Here is a 19,846-nt window from a genome sequence, read left to right as displayed (position 1 = left end):
ATAAACTGAAAAACGGGTTTCCTCAACAGGAAATCCGTTTTTTTATGGAAAATAAAGCTGAAATTTGCAGCATGATTATCAGGAAGAAAGAGCATTGGTTCAGGATGCTGTTTATCTGGCATGGTTCTGTACTACCCCGATTGTTGCCCCGCCTGGGTTTGTTGTTAGTATTATCGGTAATTATTGTATATCTGCACGGTTCCCTGTTTTCGTTCAAGGTACCTTTAAATCCCGCGCCGTTTACCTTATTTGGTTTAGCACTTGCCCTATTTTTAGGTTTCCGAAACAACGCCAGTTATGACAGGTTTTGGGAAGGCCGAAAATTATGGGGCGCTTTGTTAAATGATACTCGTTCGCTTGCAAGACAGGCTTTTTCAACCACTGGTTATCAGACTGCCGACCGTGAACCGCAGGCCTTTGTTAAATTGCTCATCGCTTTAACATACAGCCTTAAACATCAGTTACGCGGTACGGATGCCAAAGCTGATCTTGAACGAATGTTACCTGCCGAATTGGCTTTGCGGATAGGCCAAACTAAATATAAACCTATTATGGTATTGAGTGAAATGGCTAACTGGGTGCGTACAGTTAAAGCAGAAGAGAAAATCGACTCCATTATACAGGTTTCATTTGAGGAAAGTTTCAATAAGCTGTCAGACATTGTTGGCGGTTGCGAACGGATAGCTTCAACGCCTATTCCGTACAGTTACAGGGTATTGCTGCACCGTACGGTTTACTTGTACTGTTTTATGCTACCCTTTGGTCTGGTTGATAGCCTGGGCTGGCTTACACCGCTGATAGTGGTGTTTATAGCTTATACCTTTGTGGCGTTTGAAGCCATTGCCGATGAAATTGAAGAACCTTTCGGAACGGAGGCTAACGACCTTGCCTTAAATGCCATGTGCCGGATGATAGAAACCACATTGCTTGAAATAGCCGGGCAACCACTACCGGATAATAAGGAAGTTGAACAAAGAATCATCGACTAAAGCCATCTAACAAAAATAAAATAACAAAAAGCCGGAGATAAACGTTTCTCGTAAGTAAAGCAACATCAAATAATAGCGAGTGAAAATAGAAGAAACTGTGATTTTGGTTGATCGCGATGATCAGGAAACAGGTACTATGGAGAAAATGGAGGCGCATATTCAGGGCAGGCTGCACCGTGCGTTTTCTGTTTTTATATTCAATAAAAAAGGCGAGCTGTTAATACAAAAGCGTGCCGATGGTAAATATCACTCGGGCGGCAAATGGACAAATACATGCTGCAGTCACCCAAAACCCGGCGAAACTAATATTGCGGCGGCACACAGAAGGTTGCAGGAAGAGATGGGGATGACCAGTGAACTAAGCTTTGTTTTCTCGTTTGTATACTGCACCACCATTCAGGATGATATTATTGAAAACGAGTATGATCATGTTTTCTTCGGGGTTACTGATGAATTGCCGATGCCCAACCCCGACGAGGTATCTTCATTTAAATACATAACCATGGCCCGGCTGGCAACCGAACTCAAAAATAACCCCGGCGATTATACCCGGTGGCTGGCAATCTGTTTTGATGAGGTTATGGCACATTATAAGCAGCTAACGGTGTCCAACGCACAATAATCCGGATTGTAAGCTACCATATACATACCTTTTGAAGATATGCGCCGCAGTCGCTACCTGTTTGTAGATAAAGGTATATCACGCAAAATAATCCTGCCTGTAAACGAACACGCATCTTTTGAAGATATGCGCCGTAGGCGCTACCTGTTTGTAGAAAAAGCATAGCCGCGGCTTTTTTGCGCCGTAGGTACTACCCTGGACAGTGGGCATTGGCCAACACCCAAATCTTCTTAAAACCAAGATAAACTAATCTTTTTTTGTAACGGGTATTTTACATGTTGGTAATATTGTTGTATTTTCAACAATTAATTAAGTAGCTTTAAACTGCCAATTATTTGTGTAATTACAGCCTGCAACGCGTTCATGAAAAAGGGATCCTTATTCTGTACTGTTCTTTTTTTGATCATTTCTTCGGCTTTTGCCCAGTCACCTATCAAAAACAAGATCCTCAACTATTCTTTAAAAAATGGTCTTTCTTTTGGCATTGTAAACAGTATTACGCAGGATGATAAGGGTTTTATGTGGTTTGCCACCAACGATGGGCTTAACCGTTTTGATGGTACAACCTTTAAGGTTTTTAAATCACGCGCAGGCGATTCAACCGCCCTGGCCAGTAATTATGTACAAAAAGTTTTGTGCGATGTGCATGGTAATATCTGGGCTTCATCACGTAACGGCTTAAGCAAACTGGATACCCGCACCGAAAAGTTTGTGCACTATAAATTGAAGCTTAGCAGAGCGGTAAAGAGTGATATCGGTAATATCACCCAAAGTCATGACGGTAACCTGTGGATCACGTCGTACAACCTGGGCTTTTCTTACTTTGATATCAAAACCGCCAGCTTCATTAATTATACTCAGATCAACTTGCCCCGCTTAGCAAGTAATCGTGTAATTTGTTTGTTTGAAGATTCGAAAGGTTTGTTATGGGCAGGAACACAGGAGGGTAATATTAACATATTCAGGCATAAAGGCGGAGTGATCAGCAAAAGTGATGGCTTAACACCTCAAATTGCTAACCTCCCCACTACACGGATCAATGATATTTTTGAAGACCATTTTCATAACATCTGGATAGCTACTGGTAGTGGCCTTATTTATTATAACCGCGAGGCCAACAAGTTTACCTTGTTGCAGGCCAATCAGGCCGGTGTTAAAAGTAAAAGGTATATATCAGTTAATGAAGATAATGATAACCAGTTGCTTGTTGGCCTGCAGGATGGGGGGCTTTTTAAACTCAATATAGGCTCAAATCCAAATTTTAACACAGCCAATTACTTTTTACAACCTGTAACCGGCGATGATGGTTTTTATCTTACCCAGCGCTCGGTGCAAACACTGTTTATTGATAAGGATAAAAACGTTTGGGTAGGTACCTATGGCGATGGTATTTACATGATCAGTAGTATTAAAGAAAAATTTTCGCTGATCACCAAAAAGAAATACGAAGCTAGCGGCGAAAGCCCGATAAGGTTTTATGGGATGTGCCAGGACCGCGATGGCTTTTTATGGCTCGGAACCGACGGAGAAGGCCTTTTTAAAACGAGCAGAAACGGCACGCTTATCAAACAATACAAAGCCGATGGACGGGCAGGCAGCATTACAGATAATGCCATTTTATATGGTTATACCGATAGCAACGGAAATGTTTGGTTTGGCACTTATGCTAAAGGCTTACTGCTTTACAACAAAAATACAGACTCGTTTACCTCATACACCCATAACGCAAGCGACAGCAAAAGCCTTGGGGGTAACGATGTAAGGGTTATTTATCAGGATAGCCGTAAAAATATCTGGATTGGCACAAACGGCGGTGGTTTAAGCTTGTTTGATCCGGTTAGTAAAACCTTCAGCAATTTTACCCCGGCAAACAGCGGTTTGACAGCCTATGATGTGCGGGCCATTACCGAAGATGAACAAGGCAACCTATGGATTGGTACTTACGGCGGGGGCCTGGATTTTTATGACATCAGGCAAAAAAAATTCAGCAGGTATTTTAAGCCAGCCGATGAAAAGAATAACCTGCCGGGACAAGTGATATTTTCGCTTTACGTAGATAAACAGCATCGCTTGTGGATAGCTACCGAGGGCGATGGGCTGATAGCTTACGATCTGAAAAAAAAGGTGTTTAAAAAGTTTAACGAAACAAACGGCCTCGCAAATAATACAGTTTCTGCCTTTAAAGAAGTGGCCGACGGTACTTTGTGGATGAGCACCAACAAAGGCTTGTCAAATTTAAACCCGGCAACCGGGAAAATCCTAAATTACGACCAGTCCGATGGTTTACAGGCCGGGCAGTTTAACGCTGGCTCTGTTTTGTTTGATGCCGATAACAGCCTCGTATATTTCGGCGGAACGGAAGGGCTAAATTTCTTTGATCCCGGAAAGGTGAACAAAAGCAATTATCAGCCTAAAGTTATTATAACCGGGCTCCAGATATTTGGCAAGCAGGTTGAGGTTGGTGAGCAGGATAAAAACCGCACCGTGTTAACCCAGGCCATTAACGAAACCCAGCAGATTACCCTGGGGCCTGATCAATCGGTATTTTCCATTCAATATGCTTCATTGAATTATACTTACCCGGATAAGGGCGGTTTTGCCTATAAACTGGACGGTTTGGATAAAACCTGGAACTACGTTGGTGATCAGCGCCTGGCTACCTACCGTTATCTTGAGCCCGGCGTTTACACGTTCAGGGTAAAAGCATCCAACCAGGACGGCTTATGGTTTGATAATTATGCTACGTTGCAGGTTAAAATTCTGCCGCCGTGGTATAAAACCTGGTGGGCTTATTTAATTTACATTGCCGCTGCCGGATTTGTTACCTATTACTACATCTTATACAAAAGCCGTCAAACCAGGCTTAAATACGAAGTTAAGGTGGCCCAGCTTTCGGCCGAGAAGGATAAGGAACTTAATGAGCGTAAGCTTTCGTTTTTTACCAATATATCGCATGAGTTCCGCACGCCTTTAACGCTTATCATTAACCCGGTAAAGGACATGCTGTTTGGTAAAAGCGAAGCTACTGATGATGCAGGTAACCTGCACATCATTTACAAAAATGCGCGCCGCTTGCTAAGCCTTGTTGATCAGTTACTGCTGTTCAGAAAGGCCGAAAGCGATACCGATAAGCTGAAAATTGTACGGCTTAACATAGTATCGCTGTGCCACGAGGTGTTTTTGTGTTTCAACCACCAGGCGCGTACCAAGCATATCCAGTTTGATTTTATAAGCGAAAAGGATACGATAGAGATTTATGCCGACAGGGAAAAGATGGAGATCGCGTTGTTTAACCTGATCTCGAACGCGCTGAAATTTACGCCGGATTTTGGCTTGGTAACTTGCACCATAAATGATACCGGCAATGGTATTACTATCGATATTAAAGACAGCGGCTGTGGTATTGCCGAAGGGACAGGCGATGAGCTGTTCGGTAAGTTTTATCAGCTTCAAAACTCGGCGCCTTTGGCCGGTGGTTTTGGTATTGGGCTTTACCTGGTTAAGGCGTTTATTGAACATCATAAAGGATCCATTACTTATACCAGCAAACAAGACCAGGGCACAACATTCCACGTGTCCTTATTAAAAGGGAAGGAGCACTTTGGTCAGCAGTTTATTTTTGAGGACATTGCCGAAACTTCGGTGTTCCTGGATGAGCTGATGGAAAACAAAGGGGAACTGGTTACGGTTGAGACAGAAAATACGGTAGTAGCAGCAAAAAACTCCGAGGCTTTAAGTTCCGATACTAAAACTATGCTGCTTATTGATGATAACCAGCAGATCAGGACTTATCTTAAACAGATTTTTAGCGGCGAATTTGAGATTTTTGAGGCAGATAACGGTACAGATGGTCTGGAATTGGTTTACCACCTGGTGCCTGATATTGTGATAAGCGATGTAATGATGCAGGGATTAAGCGGTATTGAGGTGTGCAGCCGCATTAAGGAAGATGCTGTTTTGAACCATATCCCGGTTATATTGCTTACCGCCAGTTCATCGCCCGAAATAAAGCTTAAAGGTATAGAAGGCGGTGCCGATGATTACATCAGCAAGCCGTTTGAAAAGGAGATACTGGTAGCGAGGGTGAATGGTATCCTGAAAAGCCGGAACAACCTGCAGAAGTATTTTTATAATGAGATAACGCTTAATAAGTCCAACGACCTGAAGATTTCGCAGGAGTATAAGGAGTTTCTGGAAAAATGCTTGCAGATAGTTGAGCAGCACTTAACCGATCCTGATTTCAGCATCAAAACTCTGGCTGCCGAAATAGGCATGAGCCACTCCAATTTATACAAACGCATCAAATCAATCTCGGGGCAATCAGCAAACAGCTTCATCCGTTTTATCCGCTTACGTAAGGCAGCGGAGATTTTGCTTACCACCGATAGTACGGTTTACGAAACTGCGTATAAGGTTGGTCTAAATGATTTGAAATATTTCAGGGAGCAATTCAATAAACTATTCGGCATAAACCCATCCGACTATATCAAGAAATATCGTAAACCCTTTCATAACAACTACAACGTAAACCGTGACGTGATCAGGGAAAATTGACCAGGCATTATATAATTGTTTACTCCTCCCGGTCTTCACTTCGCTGCATGACCGGCGTTCGGCTTTGCCATGATCGTGCAAAAAGGTCAATAAGCTTTTTCTTAAAAATACTTTCTTTCCGCCAAGTGGAGGGAAGGGTGACAAATAAAACGAAGACAGGGGGGAAATAAGGTGTTGTATTTTTGTCCCCCTTGTTGTATTGATTTACCCCCTGTCCAAAAAGCCTCAAAATCACTCGTTTTTGAGGCTTTTTGATGAAATACCCCCTGTCTTAATCAGAATTTACCCCTCACTCTTTTTGGCTTTAAAACGCAATTTAGCCCTACCAATAACCAAGGTTTAAACCAAACTTTTGCACTGTGCATGAAAGTTACCAGGGAAAAGGAGGCGGTAGTTAATCGATACCCAATCTGCTTTCCGGTTTTATGCGCTTCGCTTAGCAAGGTTTTCACCTATTAAAAAACCAATTTTTTAAAACCATATGAAACCAAATTTACTCGAAAAGGATTCTCCTCATTGGAAAAGATCACCCCGCTTTTTCGTCGTTGCGGCCAGCATGGCTGTTGCTTGTTTGGCCACGGTGCAAATGCCTGCGATGGCTTTTGCAGGTACCGTTAATGAGCAGCGATTACCTGATGCCAGGATTACCGGTAAAGTTACCGATGAAAAAGGCGAAACACTACCTGGTGTAAGCGTGGCGCTTAAAGGTACATCAACAGGCGTAGTTACCGACATTAACGGTAAATTCAGCCTTAATGTGCCAAATGCTTCATCGGGCACGCTGGTGTTTAGCTACATTGGCTACACAGCTCAGGAAGTAGTTCTTAACGGACAAACCACTATCAATGTGCAATTAGTTGCCGATTCAAAATCATTGAACGAGGTAGTAGTTGTAGGTTACGGCACCCAGAAAAAGGCAACCTTAACAGGTTCAATATCGCAGGTAAAAGGTGCCGAGCTGGTAAAAAGCCCTCAGCCCAACTTGTCTAACTCTATCGCCGGTCGTTTTTCGGGTGTTATTGTTAACAACCGCAGCGGTGAGCCGGGTTATGATGGCTCAAACATCACCGTGCGTGGTTTGGCCACAACCGGAAGCAACAACGTACTTATAGTAGTTGATGGTATCCCCGGCCAAATAGGTGGTTTGGAAAGGCTCGATCCTAATGATATCGAAAGCATGTCGGTATTGAAGGATGCGTCGGCGGCTATTTATGGTAACCGTGCGGCAAATGGTGTTATCCTCATTACTACCAAACGCGGTAAAACCGGCAAGCCAACTATCAATTACAGCTTTAACCAGGGTTTTGCTTCACCAACCCGTTTGCCAAAAATGGCCGATGCGGCAACTTACGCCCAGATCATGAACGAGATCAATCTTGACTCGAATCCGAACGGCGGCCCGAACCAGGCTTACACTGCCGATCAGATTCAGAAATTTAAAGACGGATCGGATCCGCTGAATTACCCAAATACTGATTGGGAAAAACAAACTCTTAAAGGTACTGCGCTGCAAAATCAGCATAGCTTATCAGTAAATGGCGGTTCAGAAGATGTTAAATATTTTGTGTCATTAGGTACGTTATACCAGGATGGTATTTACAAAAGCGGTGTTACCAAATATCATCAGTATAACTTCCGCTCAAACATTGATGCAAATGTTACTAAACGCTTAAAAATAGGCTTATCGTTGTCTGGCCGTCAGGAAGACAGGCAGTTTCCGGTAACAGGTGCAGGCGATCTTTTCCGTTCTGTTTACAGGGCGAAGCCTATCGTAGCTGCATATTATCCTAACGGATTGCCAACAACGGGTATCGAAAACAATAACCCTGCTGTACAGGTAACCGATCTGGGTGGTACCAACAATAATCCAACACAAGTTTTCAACGGTATTTTGAGAGGCAGTTACTCCATTCCGGGTATTGAAGGCCTTTCATTAGATGGTTTCTTCTCGGTAGATAAGTCTAATGCTTTTGATAAAAACTTCAGCAAGCCATATAACCTTTACAGTTACAGCGCCGTTACGCAGATTTATTCACCTGTAATTGTTGGCGGTAACAATAACAAGGCAACGCTGTTCGAATCGCAGAATAATCAATCGCTTATTACCTCTAACATTAAGTTGAATTTTGTACGCAAGTTTGGTTTGCATGATATTAACGCGTTTGTTGGTTATGAGCAAAGCAAAAACCATCTGGAGTATTTTGACGCAACACGCTTTAACTACCTGTCGTCTCAATTGCCTGAACTTTCACAGGGTGGCGGTGCTGCTACTGATTACCTTAACTCAGGCTACAGCTCAAACTATAACCGCCGAAGCGTGATCAGCCGTGTGGCATATGCTTATGATGAGAAATATTTATTTGAAGGCCAATTCCGTGCAGATGGTAGCTCAATTTTCCCTCCGGGCAAGCAATGGGGTTACTTCCCATCTGCATCAGTGGGCTGGAGAATCTCGAAAGAAGACTGGTTTAAAAACAGCGTTAACTTTTTTGATGACCTAAAAATCAGGGCTTCTTATGGTTCGTTAGGTAACGATAATGTGAGTGGCTTCCAGTATTTTGATAATTACGTTTTGGTTAATAATGGTTTGGTGGCAACTGACCCGGGAAGCGGTTCAAATACTGCTCAGCCCAACGTTAATCTTGTAAAACTTGCCAATCCTAACATCACCTGGGAAGTTGCTAAAAAACTGGATATTGGTATCAATGCCACTTTCCTGCACAACTTCACTATTGAGGCTATTTATTTCCAGCAAAAAAGATCTGACATTCTCACAAACAGAAGTGCTTCATTGCCGGGATCTTCAGGCATCGTGAACCCTTACAATGATGGTTCTTCAACTTATACTCCTTTAGTGCCGTCAGAAAATATTGGTAAAGTAAACAGTAAGGGTTTTGAAGCAACTTTAGGTTATAATCATACCGGCCGTGAGTTTAGCTGGGGCGTAAGCGGTAACATCACCTATGCAAAAAGCAAGATCATCTTTATTGACGAAGCCAGTGGTACTTTAAGCTATCAGCGCCAAACGGGCTTGCCATTAGGTACATCACTGCTTTATGATGCTATCGGTATTTTCCGTACCCAGGCCGAACTTGATGCTTATCCACATGTAACCGGGGCTAAAGTAGGCGATCTGAAATATCTTGATTACAATAACGACGGACAAATAACTGCCGATGATCAAACCCGCACCAAATACGGTAACATACCACAAATCACTTATGGCTTTAGCGTTAACGCTGCATACAAAGGATTTGATCTGTCTGTTCTGTTTGCGGGCCAGGCTCAGGTTAGCCAATATGTATTACCAGAAGCAGGTAGTGTAGGTAACTTTTACAGCAGCTGGGCCGATAACCGGTTTAGCGCTTCAAATACCAACGGTACCTATCCACGTGTAACCGACCGTGCTTCAAACGCTATTAGCGGCGGTTTATATAACAACACTTTCTGGCTTAACGACGCATCATTCCTGAGGTTAAAGAATGTGCAGTTAGGTTACAATTTCAACGCACCATTCCTTTCAAAAATTAAGCTTGGCGGCTTAAGGGTTTATGCAAGCGCGTTTAACCTGTTCACCATTACCAAGGTGAAAGATTATGATCCGGAAGGAACCAGTGGCAGCGGTCAGTTTTATCCGCAGCAGAGAATTATTAACCTGGGCGTTAACGTGAAATTTTAATTAGAAAACAACAATGAAACTACAATATAAAACCCCATTATATGTGATGATATGCGGCGCTATGCTAAGTATCACAGCATGTAAAAAAGATCTGTTGAATGTGCAGGCCACCGACAGGATCTCTACAGTTGCAGTAGAAACAGATACGGCTGTATTTGAGGCTTTCGTAGCCAACCGTTACATAGGTGCAAGATTACAGGACAAAGAAGGTGATGGATCAAACCCTGGTTTTGGCCGCGGTTTTGAATACAGCATGTGGAGCTCTTTAACCGACGAATCGATATACAATAATGACGATGCTACCTGGCTTATTCAAAGAGGGCAGTTAGCTCCAGAAAACTTAGGCGGCGCCGGTGTGCTTTGGGCACGTAGTTACCGTAGCATAAGGGAGTGTAATTATGCTTTGGGTATTTTGCCAAAAATAACAATGAGTGCCCCCCGCAAAACACGTTTGGAAGGCGAGCTTAAATTTATCAGGGCTTTCCGTTACCAGGATTTGATCCGTAACTATGGCGGTGTTGTTTTAGTAGGCGATAAGGTATCAGAGCTTACTGATAATTTACAGGACCCATCGTTGTTTAAACGTGCCTCAATAAAAGAGAGTATTGACTACGTCGTTGCTCAGCTTGATGATGCCGCTTCAAAATTGCCGGTAAATAATGATGGCGGCTGGCTTTTAGGTCGTGCCACCAAAGGTGCTGCATTGGCTTTAAAATCGAGGCTGACGCTTTATGCGGCAAGTCCGCTGTATGCCGCCGGTACCTGGGCTGATGCTGTTACCGCTGCGCAGGCTGTTATCAGTTTAAACAAATATGGTATCTATACAGGAGGCTACGGTAACCTGTTTTTGACCAACGAAACCAATGAAGCCATTTTTGAACGTTTATATACTAAAAACGCTAACCACACCCATCTTGAAATAGCCAACGGACCAAACGGCTACGGTGGCTGGGCTGGTAATTCGCCGCTTCAAAACCTGGTTGATGATTACGAAATGGACAATGGTAAAGCCATTACCGATCCAGCATCAGGCTATGATCCAACACATCCGTATGACCATCGCGATCCAAGGTTTGCTGCTACCGTGTTATACAATGGTGCCCTTTATCGCGGGCAAACCGTTGATTCATATATCCCGGGTGGTAAGGACAGTAAAGACGGACCTGATAACTGGAACACTACCAAAACAGGTTATTATCTTAAAAAATTCATGAACGATGCTTACCCGCTGCAAAACCCATGGGGCAACGCCGGTTTCCAGCCGTGGATCTATTTCCGTTATGCTGAAATCCTGCTGAACTTTGCTGAGGCAGCTAACGAAGCTTACGGACCGGATGTGATCCCTTCAGGCTCAAGCTTATCTGCACGCACGGCTATTAATCTAATAAGATCCCGTCCAAGCGTTAACATGCCGGATTTGGCTGTAGGTATGTCACAATCACAAATGCGTGATGCCGTACGTTACGAACGCCGTGTGGAACTTGCTTTTGAAGAGCACCGCTTTTATGATGTACGCCGCTGGAAAATTGCCGATGTCACCGAAAATAAACCGGCGGGTGGCGTAATCATTACCAAAAACGCTAACGGTAGCTTTGTTTACACACCTAAAGTGGCTTTGGATGGTCGCATGTTTGCGACTAAGCACTATTGGTTACCTATACCAAGGGCCGAAATTCAGGCATCGGGTAATCAATTACAACAAAATCCAGGTTACTAACAACCAATATTTCCGGGGGAAGATCTTCTTTCTTCCCCCTTTTTTCTCCCCAATTATAACCTCTATAGCAAATTATGAAGAACGCAGGTATTTTATTATTAGCGATGTGTTGTTTGGTGGCCGGGTGTAAAAAGGATATCGTAGCTGTAAAGCAATCATCAACTCCGGATGAAGTAAAAACAGGAGATAAAATTGTCACAACAGACTCGACCCCGGCAAGCGCGCTCAAAGGCGTTAACTGGGCAGCTGATGGCGATAATTTTAGCGATGGGATACTGGTATTAAGCGGTTTAACATCTGCAGACAGTTATGCTACGGTGTCGGCCAAAGCCGATGCTGTTTTATCGGGCATACAAACTAATACAGGAGCCAATACGGTAAGGCTGCCTGTAAATTATTCAACCGTATCACAAACCTGGTGGAATTCATACACCGGTGTTATTGATAAAGCCCTGAGCAAAGGCATGAACGTGATACTGGGTTACTGGGAAGCCAAATCATCTGAAGACGGGAAGATTGATAACACCACCGAGTTTTGGTCAATGTGGCAAACCATAGTTACCAAATACGGCAGCAATGCCCATGTGTACTTTGAAATTTTTAATGAACCCCACGGTTATTCATTAACAGACTGGACAACCATCTGCGCCCAGTGGTTAAGTAACTATCCTTCAGTTCCGCAAGGAAGGATCCTGATCAGCGGTACCTCTTATTCGCAGGATATTACGGGTGTGGGAGCCGATAGCCGTTTCTCGGGCTGTCTTTTATCCATACATGATTATACCTTTTTCAGCAATGGCACACTTACAACGGCGCTGCAATGGGAAAATCGCCTGAAAGGCAATATAGGCGCTTACAGCAGCCGCGCGGTTCTTACCGAGTTTGGTATCCCGATGACGGGCGGTAAAAACTATACCGGAGCTATTGGCGGCGACCAGGAAATAGCCTACCTGCAAGGTTTAACAAATCAGGCACGTGCTTACGGAATGGGGGCGGTTTACTGGCCGGGCGTGCGTACCGGCGATAGCTATGCTATTCAGCAATTAAACGGTACAGGAACCAGTCTTACCGTTTCAACAACAAACACGTCTGGCTTAAGTCGTATTAAATATGCCTGGGGCGTAGGAGCCGGCGGTACAGATACATTTTATACCGGTGCTTATTACAGGTTCTTAAATGTTAACAGCGGCCAGGCGCTTGATGTTAACGGCGCCTCAACAACCAATGGTGCCGGTATTATTCAATGGCCTCAAAACGGGGGCAATAATCAGCAATGGGTTATTGCAAACAACGGTGGTGGCTACTACAAGGTAACCAACCGTAACAGCGGCCAGTCGCTTGATGTTAACATGAGTTCGACAGCCAATGGTGCGGGCATTATTCAATGGCCATGGAACGGAGGCAACAACCAGCAATGGCAGCTTACCGCTACCAGCGATGGCATTTATAAAGTAATTAACCGTAACAGCAGTCTTGGGCTTGATGTTAACGGAGCCTCAACCACAAATGGTGCAGGGATTATACAATGGCCCTATAGCGGCGCTGCTAACCAGCAATGGCAAATAGTGCAACAATAATATTGCAATAAAACAGTACGGTTTAGTGCTGTTTTATTTGTTGATTTAAATGAGATGATAATAAAAACTACCATAAAAAAAGTATTACTGGCAGCTTCTGTTTTAGGGCTTAATATCCCTTTGGCAAGCAGCCAGACAAAAGAGGTTACCATTGATATCAACCTTTCAAAAACGTATCAAACCATTAGCAATTTTGGCGCTTCTGATGCCTGGTCATGCCAGTTTGTGGGCAACTGGCCCGATGATAAGCGTAATAAAATAGCCGACCTGCTTTTCAGCAGGGAGAACAATGCCGATGGTTCGCCGAAAGGAATTGGTTTATCACTGTGGAGGTTTAATATTGGAGCAGGGAGTACCCAGCAGGGAGATGATAGCGGTATCAAGGACGAGTGGCGTCGCGCTGAATCATTTTTAAATAACGACGGCAGTTACAACTGGCAAAACCAGGCCGCGCAGGTGTGGTTCCTAAAGGCCGCCAAACAACGCGGGGTTAAACAGTTTTTAGGTTTTAATAATAGCCCGCCTGTTCAGTTTACTATCAACGGTAAATCATATGCCAATGGCGGTAAGGTGAATATAGCTCCCGATAAGTATGATGCGTATGCAACCTTCCTGACTAAAGTGGTTAAAGGTGTTGAGCAGGCAAGCAAAGTGAAGTTTGATTATATAAGCCCGATCAATGAGCCGCAGTGGGATTGGAGCGATGGAGGGCAAGAAGGGGCACCATATAATAACACCGAGATAGCGGGTGTGATAAAAGCTATCGATAAAGAATTTGTTAAAAATAACATTAGTTCAAAGATTTTGGTTGGCGAAGCAGGAAGCATCCACTACCTATTTACCAAAGGCGATAAGCCAGGGAAGGGCAACCAGATCTCCGATTTTTTTAAACCGGGATCGGCTAATTATATAGGCGATCTGCCATCAGTGGCTAAAACTATTTCGGCACATAGCTATTTTACTACATCGCCAATGGTATCATCGGTAAAAGCCCGTACTGCACTTGCAGATAGCGTGGCTGCTGTTAACGGACTTAATTTCTGGCAATCGGAATATTGTATTTTGGGCGATAATGCCGGCGAAATTGATGGCAACAAGCGCGATCTGGGTATTGACGCGGCCTTGTATTTAGCATCGGTGATCCATACCGATCTTGCTGTAGCCAACGCGTCGGCCTGGCAATGGTGGACGTCTATTTCCGCCTATGATTATAAGGATGGCCTCATCTACATTGATAAAAATAAAACCGACGGTAATTTCTATACCAGCAAAATGCTTTGGGCCATGGGTAATTACAGCAGGTTTGTTAATCCCGGCGCTGTGCGGGTTGATGCTGCTGTTTCAACATCTGCAGAGGACAAATCATTATTGGTATCGGCATTTAAGAGTGGGAAAAACATAACTGTGGTTGTGATCAATCCTGGCACTACTGATGTAACTGCTGCAATTAACACCAATAGTGGCAAAGTTCAGTTTACGACGTCGTATCTGACATCACAGGCAGATGAGCTTAAACCGGGTAAAATAACCGGTAATAAAAATGTGATACAAGCCCGTTCCGTTGTCACGCTTACAGGTGTCATCAAGTAGCATCTTATTCCTATCATAAAATGAAAAATAAAAATTATCTGCTTCTTCTTTTAATCGGCATGTTATTGCTTCCCGGCCTGGTAAAGGCGCAGGGTAATGGCAGACCGGCTTTGTTTAATTCGGCCTGGAGTTTCCATAAAGGCGATATCGGTACGGGTATCAGCGGCATCGCTACCGAAACGGAATGGAAAACCGTAGACTTGCCACATGACTGGAGTATTGAAGGCCCTTTCAGCGATGAATGGGCAAGTGCTACCGGCTATTTGCCCGGTGGAATTGGCTGGTATAAGAAAACCTTCAACGGTAATGCCAACTGGAAAGGAAAGCAGGTGTATATTTATTTTGATGGGGTGTACAAAAATAGCGAGGTATGGATCAACGGGCATTCATTAGGCAAGCGGCCGAATGGATTTATCTCGTTCCAATATGAGCTAAGTAAATATTTAAATTTAAGTGGAAAGAATACGATAGCTGTAAGGGTTGATCACAGTGAATTTGCCGATTCTCGCTGGTATACAGGTTCGGGAATTTACCGTAATGTATATCTCATAGTTAAAGATCCGGTACACATTGCTCCCTGGGATGTGACTTTTACTACGCCCGATGTTTCGGCAGATAAAGCTACCGTAAAAGTTAAGGTGAGTGTAACCAATAGCAATACTACAGATGCCGCTGTGCTGGTAAAGGTAAACCTGCTTGATGGGAAAGGAAAACCGGCTGTAGCCCTGCAAAAACAGGTAAAAGTAAAACCGGGTATTCATGATGTTGTGTTTGAGCAGCAGCTTTCATCGCCCCAATTATGGGATACCGAAAAAACTAACCTTTATAAACTTCAAGTGTCGCTTAGCCGCAATGGCAAATCATTTGACGAAGTAACGCAGTCCGTAGGGATTCGCAGCATCCGTTTTGATAAGGATAAAGGCTTCTTTTTAAATGAAAAAAGCACCAAACTTAAAGGCGTTTGTATCCACGATGATGCCGGGGCGCTGGGCGTAGCCGTTCCTGAAGAGGTTTGGGTACGCAGGCTTAAAATATTGAAAGATGCCGGGGTAAACTCGCTCAGGTTAAGCCATAATCCCCATGCCGATTATCTGTATGATTTATGCGATAAGATGGGTTTTTTGGTAATGGATGAAGCCTTTGACGAATGGGAAGTTGGTAAAAATAAATGGGTTGCAGGATGGAATGTAGGTACGCCGTCAAAAAACGGTTACCATGAATATTTCAAGGAATGGGCAGATCGTGACGTTGCCGATATGGTATTGCGTTCGCGCAACCATCCTTCAATCATTATGTGGAGTATTGGTAATGAGATTGATTATCCTAATGATCCTTATACTCATGAGGTGTTGAATACCGGCCGCAATCCGCAGATCTATGGTAAAGGTTACCTGCCCGATCATCCACCGGCAAGCCAACTAACACCTATAGCCAAACAATTGGCCAAAGCCGTGAAAGCTATTGATACTTCCCGCCCGGTAACAGCAGCGCTGGCCGGTGTAGTAATGTCTAACGAGGTTGGTTACTCGGAAGCGCTTGACGTTGTGGGTTATAATTACCAGGAATACCGCTATCCCGAAGATCACAAAAAATACCCTGATCGTATTATTTACGGCAGCGAAAACGGCATGGCTCAACAAGCCTGGAACGCTGTTGACAGTAATGAATATATCTCGGCCCAATACCTGTGGACTGGTATCGACTATCTGGGCGAGGCCGGTAAGTGGCCGCAGCGCAGTAATGGTGCCGGTTTGGTTGATTTGGCGGGCTTTAAAAAGCCGGAGTATTTCTTCAGGCAAAGTTTATGGTCGGCCAAGCCAATGGTTTATATAGGTGCGCGTGCCATAACCAGCACCGAGGATAAAGGCATCTGGAGCCATCGTACTGCCGAACCGGTTTGGAACTGGCAGCCGGGCGGCAAAATAAAGGTTGATTGCTTTACTAATTGTCAGGAAGCCGAGTTGTTCCTGAATGGTAAATCGCTTGGGAAACAATCCCGTAGCGCTGCAAAGGGACAGGTACCATCATGGCAGGTTGATTATGAACGCGGCGAATTGGTTGTGAAAGGTTACAACAACGGTATTGAAGTATCAACCAACAACATCAAAACAGCCGGTGACGCCTGGCAGCTTAAAACTGTAGCCGACAATACCTCATTTAAGGCTAACACAAAAGGCTTGAGCCAAATTGAGGTTTACATTACCGATAAAGATGGCAACCCTGTGTTTAATGCCACTGATGAGGTAACCGTATCCGTAACCGGACCAGCTAAGTTGCTTGGGTTAGAAAGCGGCAGCACCAGCAGTCATGAAAATTATCAGTCTAACCAACGTAAAGCATTACACGGTCGCTTATTAGCCTATGTGCAAACTACTGGCAAACCAGGTAAGGTACAGGTACAAATCAGCTCGGGTAACCTTGAGTCATCAACTGTAACATTAACCATAAAGTAATCACCCAAAATCATCGATAAGAATTAGAAATCCTGCATTTTTCAATTTATGAAGCTTATAAAATTATTCTTCCTCTTTGTTATTCTGTTTGCATCCTCAAGGTTGCAGGCGCAAACTACTAAACACACTTTCGCCCTTGGCGATACCACATTTTTGTTGGATGGTAAGCCTTTGCAGATCATCTCGGGCGAAATGCATTATACCCGCGTTCCGCGCGAGGCCTGGCGCCAGCGTATGAAAATGGCTAAGGCTATGGGTTTAAATACCATTGGTACCTACGTTTTCTGGAATGTGCACGAACCGCAAAAAGGGCACTATGATTTTACGGGCAACCATGATATAGCCGAGTTTGTGAAGATAGCCAAAGAGGAAGGTCTTTGGGTGATATTACGCCCTAGCCCTTATGTATGTGCCGAATGGGAGTTTGGTGGCTACCCTTACTGGCTTGAGAAAGAGCAAGGCTTGGTAGTACGCAGCAAGGAACCTAAGTACCTGGAAGCTTACAAAAAATATCTTACAGAGGTTGGCAAGCAATTATCTCCGTTATTGGTGAACCATGGCGGCAATATTTTGATGGTACAGATAGAAAATGAATACGGCTCGTACGGTAGTGATAAAGATTATCTGGCCCTTAACCGCAAAATGTTCATCGATGCCGGATTTGATTGCCAGCTTTATACCTGCGATCCGGAGCCTGCTATTAAAGATGGGCATTTACCGGGCTTGCTGCCTGCCATCAATGGCGTTGATGATGTGGCAAAAGTTAAAAAGCTGATTGGTGAGAATTATAATGGCAAAGGCCCATACTTTATCGCCGAGTGGTATCCTGCCTGGTTTGATTGGTGGGGCACCGCGCACCACACCATCCCGGCAGATAAATATGTTCCGAAACTTGATTCGGTATTGGCAGCCGGTATTTCTATCAACATGTATATGTTTCATGGCGGTACTACACGCGCTTTCATGAATGGCGCAAACTACAACGATCAAAACCCGTACGAACCCCAGATCAGCAGCTATGACTATGACGCGCCGCTTGACGAGGCAGGTAATGCTACCGATAAATTCATGAAATTCCGGGCTGTGATCAGTAAACACCTGCCTGCGGGTGTAACCCTGCCCGAAGTTCCGGCAGCTAAACCGGCCATGAGCCTTCCTGCAATTAATTTCACTAAATCAACCAGTTTGTTTGATGTGCTGCCGACTTCAAAGATCAACAGCACGCCGCTTACTTTCGAAGACCTGAACCAGGCTTACGGTTTTGTACTGTACCGTACAACCATTAATGGCGGCAAATCGGGCTTGCTTAAACTTAAAGATCTGCGCGACTATGGTATAGTTTATGTAAACGGCAAACGTGTAGGGATTGTTGACAGGCGCAAATATCAGGACAGCCTGATGATTACCCTTCCTAAAGGAAAAGTAACGCTGGATATTTTGGTTGAAAACCTTGGTCGTATCAACTTTGGTCCATACCTGCTTAAAAACAAAAAAGGTATTACCGAGAAAGTGCTTTTTGCAGGAGCAGAGGTTAAAGACTGGAAAATGTATTCATTGCCTTTTGATGATATTAACAAAGTGAAGGCAAATCCGGCAGTTAAAAAGGTTACAGCCAATAGCGCGCCTCAGTTAAAGAAAGCCATTTTCAAGATTGATAAATTAGCGGATACTTATCTTGATATGAGCAAATGGGGTAAAGGCATTGTTTGGATAAATGGTCATAACTTGGGCCGCTACTGGTATTACGGCCCGCAGCAAACTGTTTATGTGCCTGTTGAATGGTTAAAGAAAGGCGATAATGAAATTACTGTACTTGAATTGATCAAATCATCACAAAATACGTTAAATGCTATTGATCATCCTATTTTAGATGTTTTAGCGAAATAGCTTTTAGATATTCATAAATCCGATAAAAACGGATGTTGCTTTAAAAGCGACATCCGTTTTTTGTTCTTAAGTTGTTTTTATTTTCTTTAATAGGTGAACCCCAATCAAATAAGGCATGATGAAAGAAATAGCCGGTATAGCAACAAGATAACCAACGGTGCCGAATGGCTCTGGCCAGTTGGGTGGTAATACAACCAGCACCATGCCGGCTAAACCGAAAAAAATATAATACCGGCACGTCACCGGGTTAAAAAGCCCGGTAATTTTGAGCGAAACAGCAAAAAATACTGTACCGAGGTACATCAATAATACTTCCGCTATACTGATAACGTAAAATAAGCTTTTTATAGGCCCATATAAATCGGGGCGTTTTGAAACATTTAATTGTACAAAAACCCGGAATGCGTCTGTTAGGAAATACCCCCAAAAAGCCATGTTGATGATAAAGAGCGGCACTGCAAGGTTGATAGCTGCCGAGGCCATTACCGAATACAGGTTTTCGCCCGCGGCCTGTAATTTTACTTTTAACAAAGCAGAGCCAAGCACCAATGATATACCGCCAACAATTAATATAGTAAACCGTATCTGCTGCTCGGCAGCAGTATTAACCCAGCCCTGCAATGTAGCCGGCGGCGGCCCCATACCCGCGAAAATGGAAAACAGCAGCCATGGTATAAACAATAATAAAGCCGCGGCGGCCTGTTGTTTTATGCTCCGGTTACTGCTTTTAAATTGGTGACCGCCAAGGCTCCAAGCTGCTGTTACCATTAAACAGGCG

11 protein-coding genes are annotated in these 19,846 nt (G+C 43.9%); 10 read left to right on the top strand and 1 reads right to left on the bottom strand.

Going from position 1 to position 19,846, the window contains the following annotated elements; genetic code table 11:
* The first annotated feature begins 44 nt into the window (after positions 1 to 44).
* The 10 genes from DUL71_RS14585 to DUL71_RS14545 all read left to right on the top strand — a co-directional run bounded on the left by DUL71_RS14585 (position 45) and on the right by DUL71_RS14545 (position 19,068).
* Positions 45 to 989, top strand: coding sequence for a bestrophin family protein (locus tag DUL71_RS14585; protein ID WP_208645562.1), 945 nt, complete (start codon positions 45 to 47; stop codon positions 987 to 989).
* Between the two features lie 79 nt (positions 990 to 1,068).
* Entirely contained in the window at positions 1,069 to 1,611 is a 543-nt protein-coding gene (gene idi / locus DUL71_RS14580; protein WP_244228757.1) for an isopentenyl-diphosphate Delta-isomerase, read from the top strand.
* Between the two features lie 39 nt (positions 1,612 to 1,650).
* Complete coding sequence (locus tag DUL71_RS32680) at positions 1,651 to 1,776, top strand: hypothetical protein (protein WP_279629792.1); 126 nt, start codon at positions 1,651 to 1,653, stop codon at positions 1,774 to 1,776.
* 198 nt (positions 1,777 to 1,974) lie between these two features.
* Positions 1,975 to 6,165, top strand: a complete 4,191-nt coding sequence (locus DUL71_RS14575) for a hybrid sensor histidine kinase/response regulator transcription factor (RefSeq protein ID WP_114938803.1) — start codon at positions 1,975 to 1,977, stop codon at positions 6,163 to 6,165.
* 481 nt (positions 6,166 to 6,646) lie between these two features.
* Positions 6,647 to 9,844 carry a SusC/RagA family TonB-linked outer membrane protein gene (locus tag DUL71_RS14570; RefSeq protein WP_208645561.1) on the top strand — a complete coding sequence of 1,066 codons (3,198 nt, stop codon included), beginning with the start codon at positions 6,647 to 6,649 and terminating at the stop codon, positions 9,842 to 9,844.
* 13 nt (positions 9,845 to 9,857) lie between these two features.
* Complete coding sequence (locus tag DUL71_RS14565) at positions 9,858 to 11,561, top strand: RagB/SusD family nutrient uptake outer membrane protein (RefSeq protein ID WP_114938802.1); 1,704 nt, start codon at positions 9,858 to 9,860, stop codon at positions 11,559 to 11,561.
* Positions 11,562 to 11,635: 74 nt separating this feature from the next.
* Complete coding sequence (locus tag DUL71_RS14560; RefSeq protein ID WP_114938801.1) at positions 11,636 to 13,138, top strand: RICIN domain-containing protein; 1,503 nt, start codon at positions 11,636 to 11,638, stop codon at positions 13,136 to 13,138.
* A gap of 54 nt (positions 13,139 to 13,192) precedes the next feature.
* Entirely contained in the window at positions 13,193 to 14,728 is a 1,536-nt protein-coding gene (locus DUL71_RS14555) for a glycoside hydrolase (RefSeq protein WP_114938800.1), read from the top strand.
* 20 nt (positions 14,729 to 14,748) lie between these two features.
* On the top strand, positions 14,749 to 17,181 hold the full coding sequence (locus DUL71_RS14550; protein WP_114938799.1) for a glycoside hydrolase family 2 TIM barrel-domain containing protein: 2,433 nt from the start codon (positions 14,749 to 14,751) through the stop codon (positions 17,179 to 17,181).
* 48 nt (positions 17,182 to 17,229) lie between these two features.
* On the top strand, positions 17,230 to 19,068 hold the full coding sequence (locus DUL71_RS14545; protein ID WP_114938798.1) for a glycoside hydrolase family 35 protein: 1,839 nt from the start codon (positions 17,230 to 17,232) through the stop codon (positions 19,066 to 19,068).
* Between the two features lie 66 nt (positions 19,069 to 19,134).
* On the opposite strand, the gene DUL71_RS14540 is transcribed toward DUL71_RS14545, so the two are convergent.
* Positions 19,135 to 19,836: a hypothetical protein gene (locus DUL71_RS14540; protein WP_161964442.1), complete on the bottom strand. Its 702-nt coding sequence runs from the start codon at positions 19,834 to 19,836 to the stop codon at positions 19,135 to 19,137.
* Positions 19,837 to 19,846 lie beyond the last annotated feature (10 nt).

The organism is Mucilaginibacter endophyticus, from assembly GCF_003351025.1.
GTDB classification, from domain to species: Bacteria; Bacteroidota; Bacteroidia; order Sphingobacteriales; family Sphingobacteriaceae; genus Mucilaginibacter; species Mucilaginibacter endophyticus.
This window is presented reverse-complemented; position numbering and strand designations above follow the sequence as displayed.

What these genes read in the sequence shown, in the direction of transcription:
- DUL71_RS14585 (WP_208645562.1), top strand. Translation starts at nt 45, where the DNA reads ATGGAAAATAAAGCTGAAATTTGCAGCATGATTATCAGGAAGAAAGAG.
- DUL71_RS32680 (WP_279629792.1), top strand. Translation starts at nt 1,651, where the DNA reads ATGCGCCGCAGTCGCTACCTGTTTGTAGATAAAGGTATATCACGCAAA.
- DUL71_RS14575 (WP_114938803.1), top strand. Translation starts at nt 1,975, where the DNA reads ATGAAAAAGGGATCCTTATTCTGTACTGTTCTTTTTTTGATCATTTCT.
- DUL71_RS14570 (WP_208645561.1), top strand. Translation starts at nt 6,647, where the DNA reads ATGAAACCAAATTTACTCGAAAAGGATTCTCCTCATTGGAAAAGATCA.
- DUL71_RS14565 (WP_114938802.1), top strand. Translation starts at nt 9,858, where the DNA reads ATGAAACTACAATATAAAACCCCATTATATGTGATGATATGCGGCGCT.
- DUL71_RS14560 (WP_114938801.1), top strand. Translation starts at nt 11,636, where the DNA reads ATGAAGAACGCAGGTATTTTATTATTAGCGATGTGTTGTTTGGTGGCC.
- DUL71_RS14555 (WP_114938800.1), top strand. Translation starts at nt 13,193, where the DNA reads ATGATAATAAAAACTACCATAAAAAAAGTATTACTGGCAGCTTCTGTT.
- DUL71_RS14550 (WP_114938799.1), top strand. Translation starts at nt 14,749, where the DNA reads ATGAAAAATAAAAATTATCTGCTTCTTCTTTTAATCGGCATGTTATTG.
- DUL71_RS14545 (WP_114938798.1), top strand. Translation starts at nt 17,230, where the DNA reads ATGAAGCTTATAAAATTATTCTTCCTCTTTGTTATTCTGTTTGCATCC.
- DUL71_RS14540 (WP_161964442.1), bottom strand. Translation starts at nt 19,836, where the DNA reads ATGGTAACAGCAGCTTGGAGCCTTGGCGGTCACCAATTTAAAAGCAGT.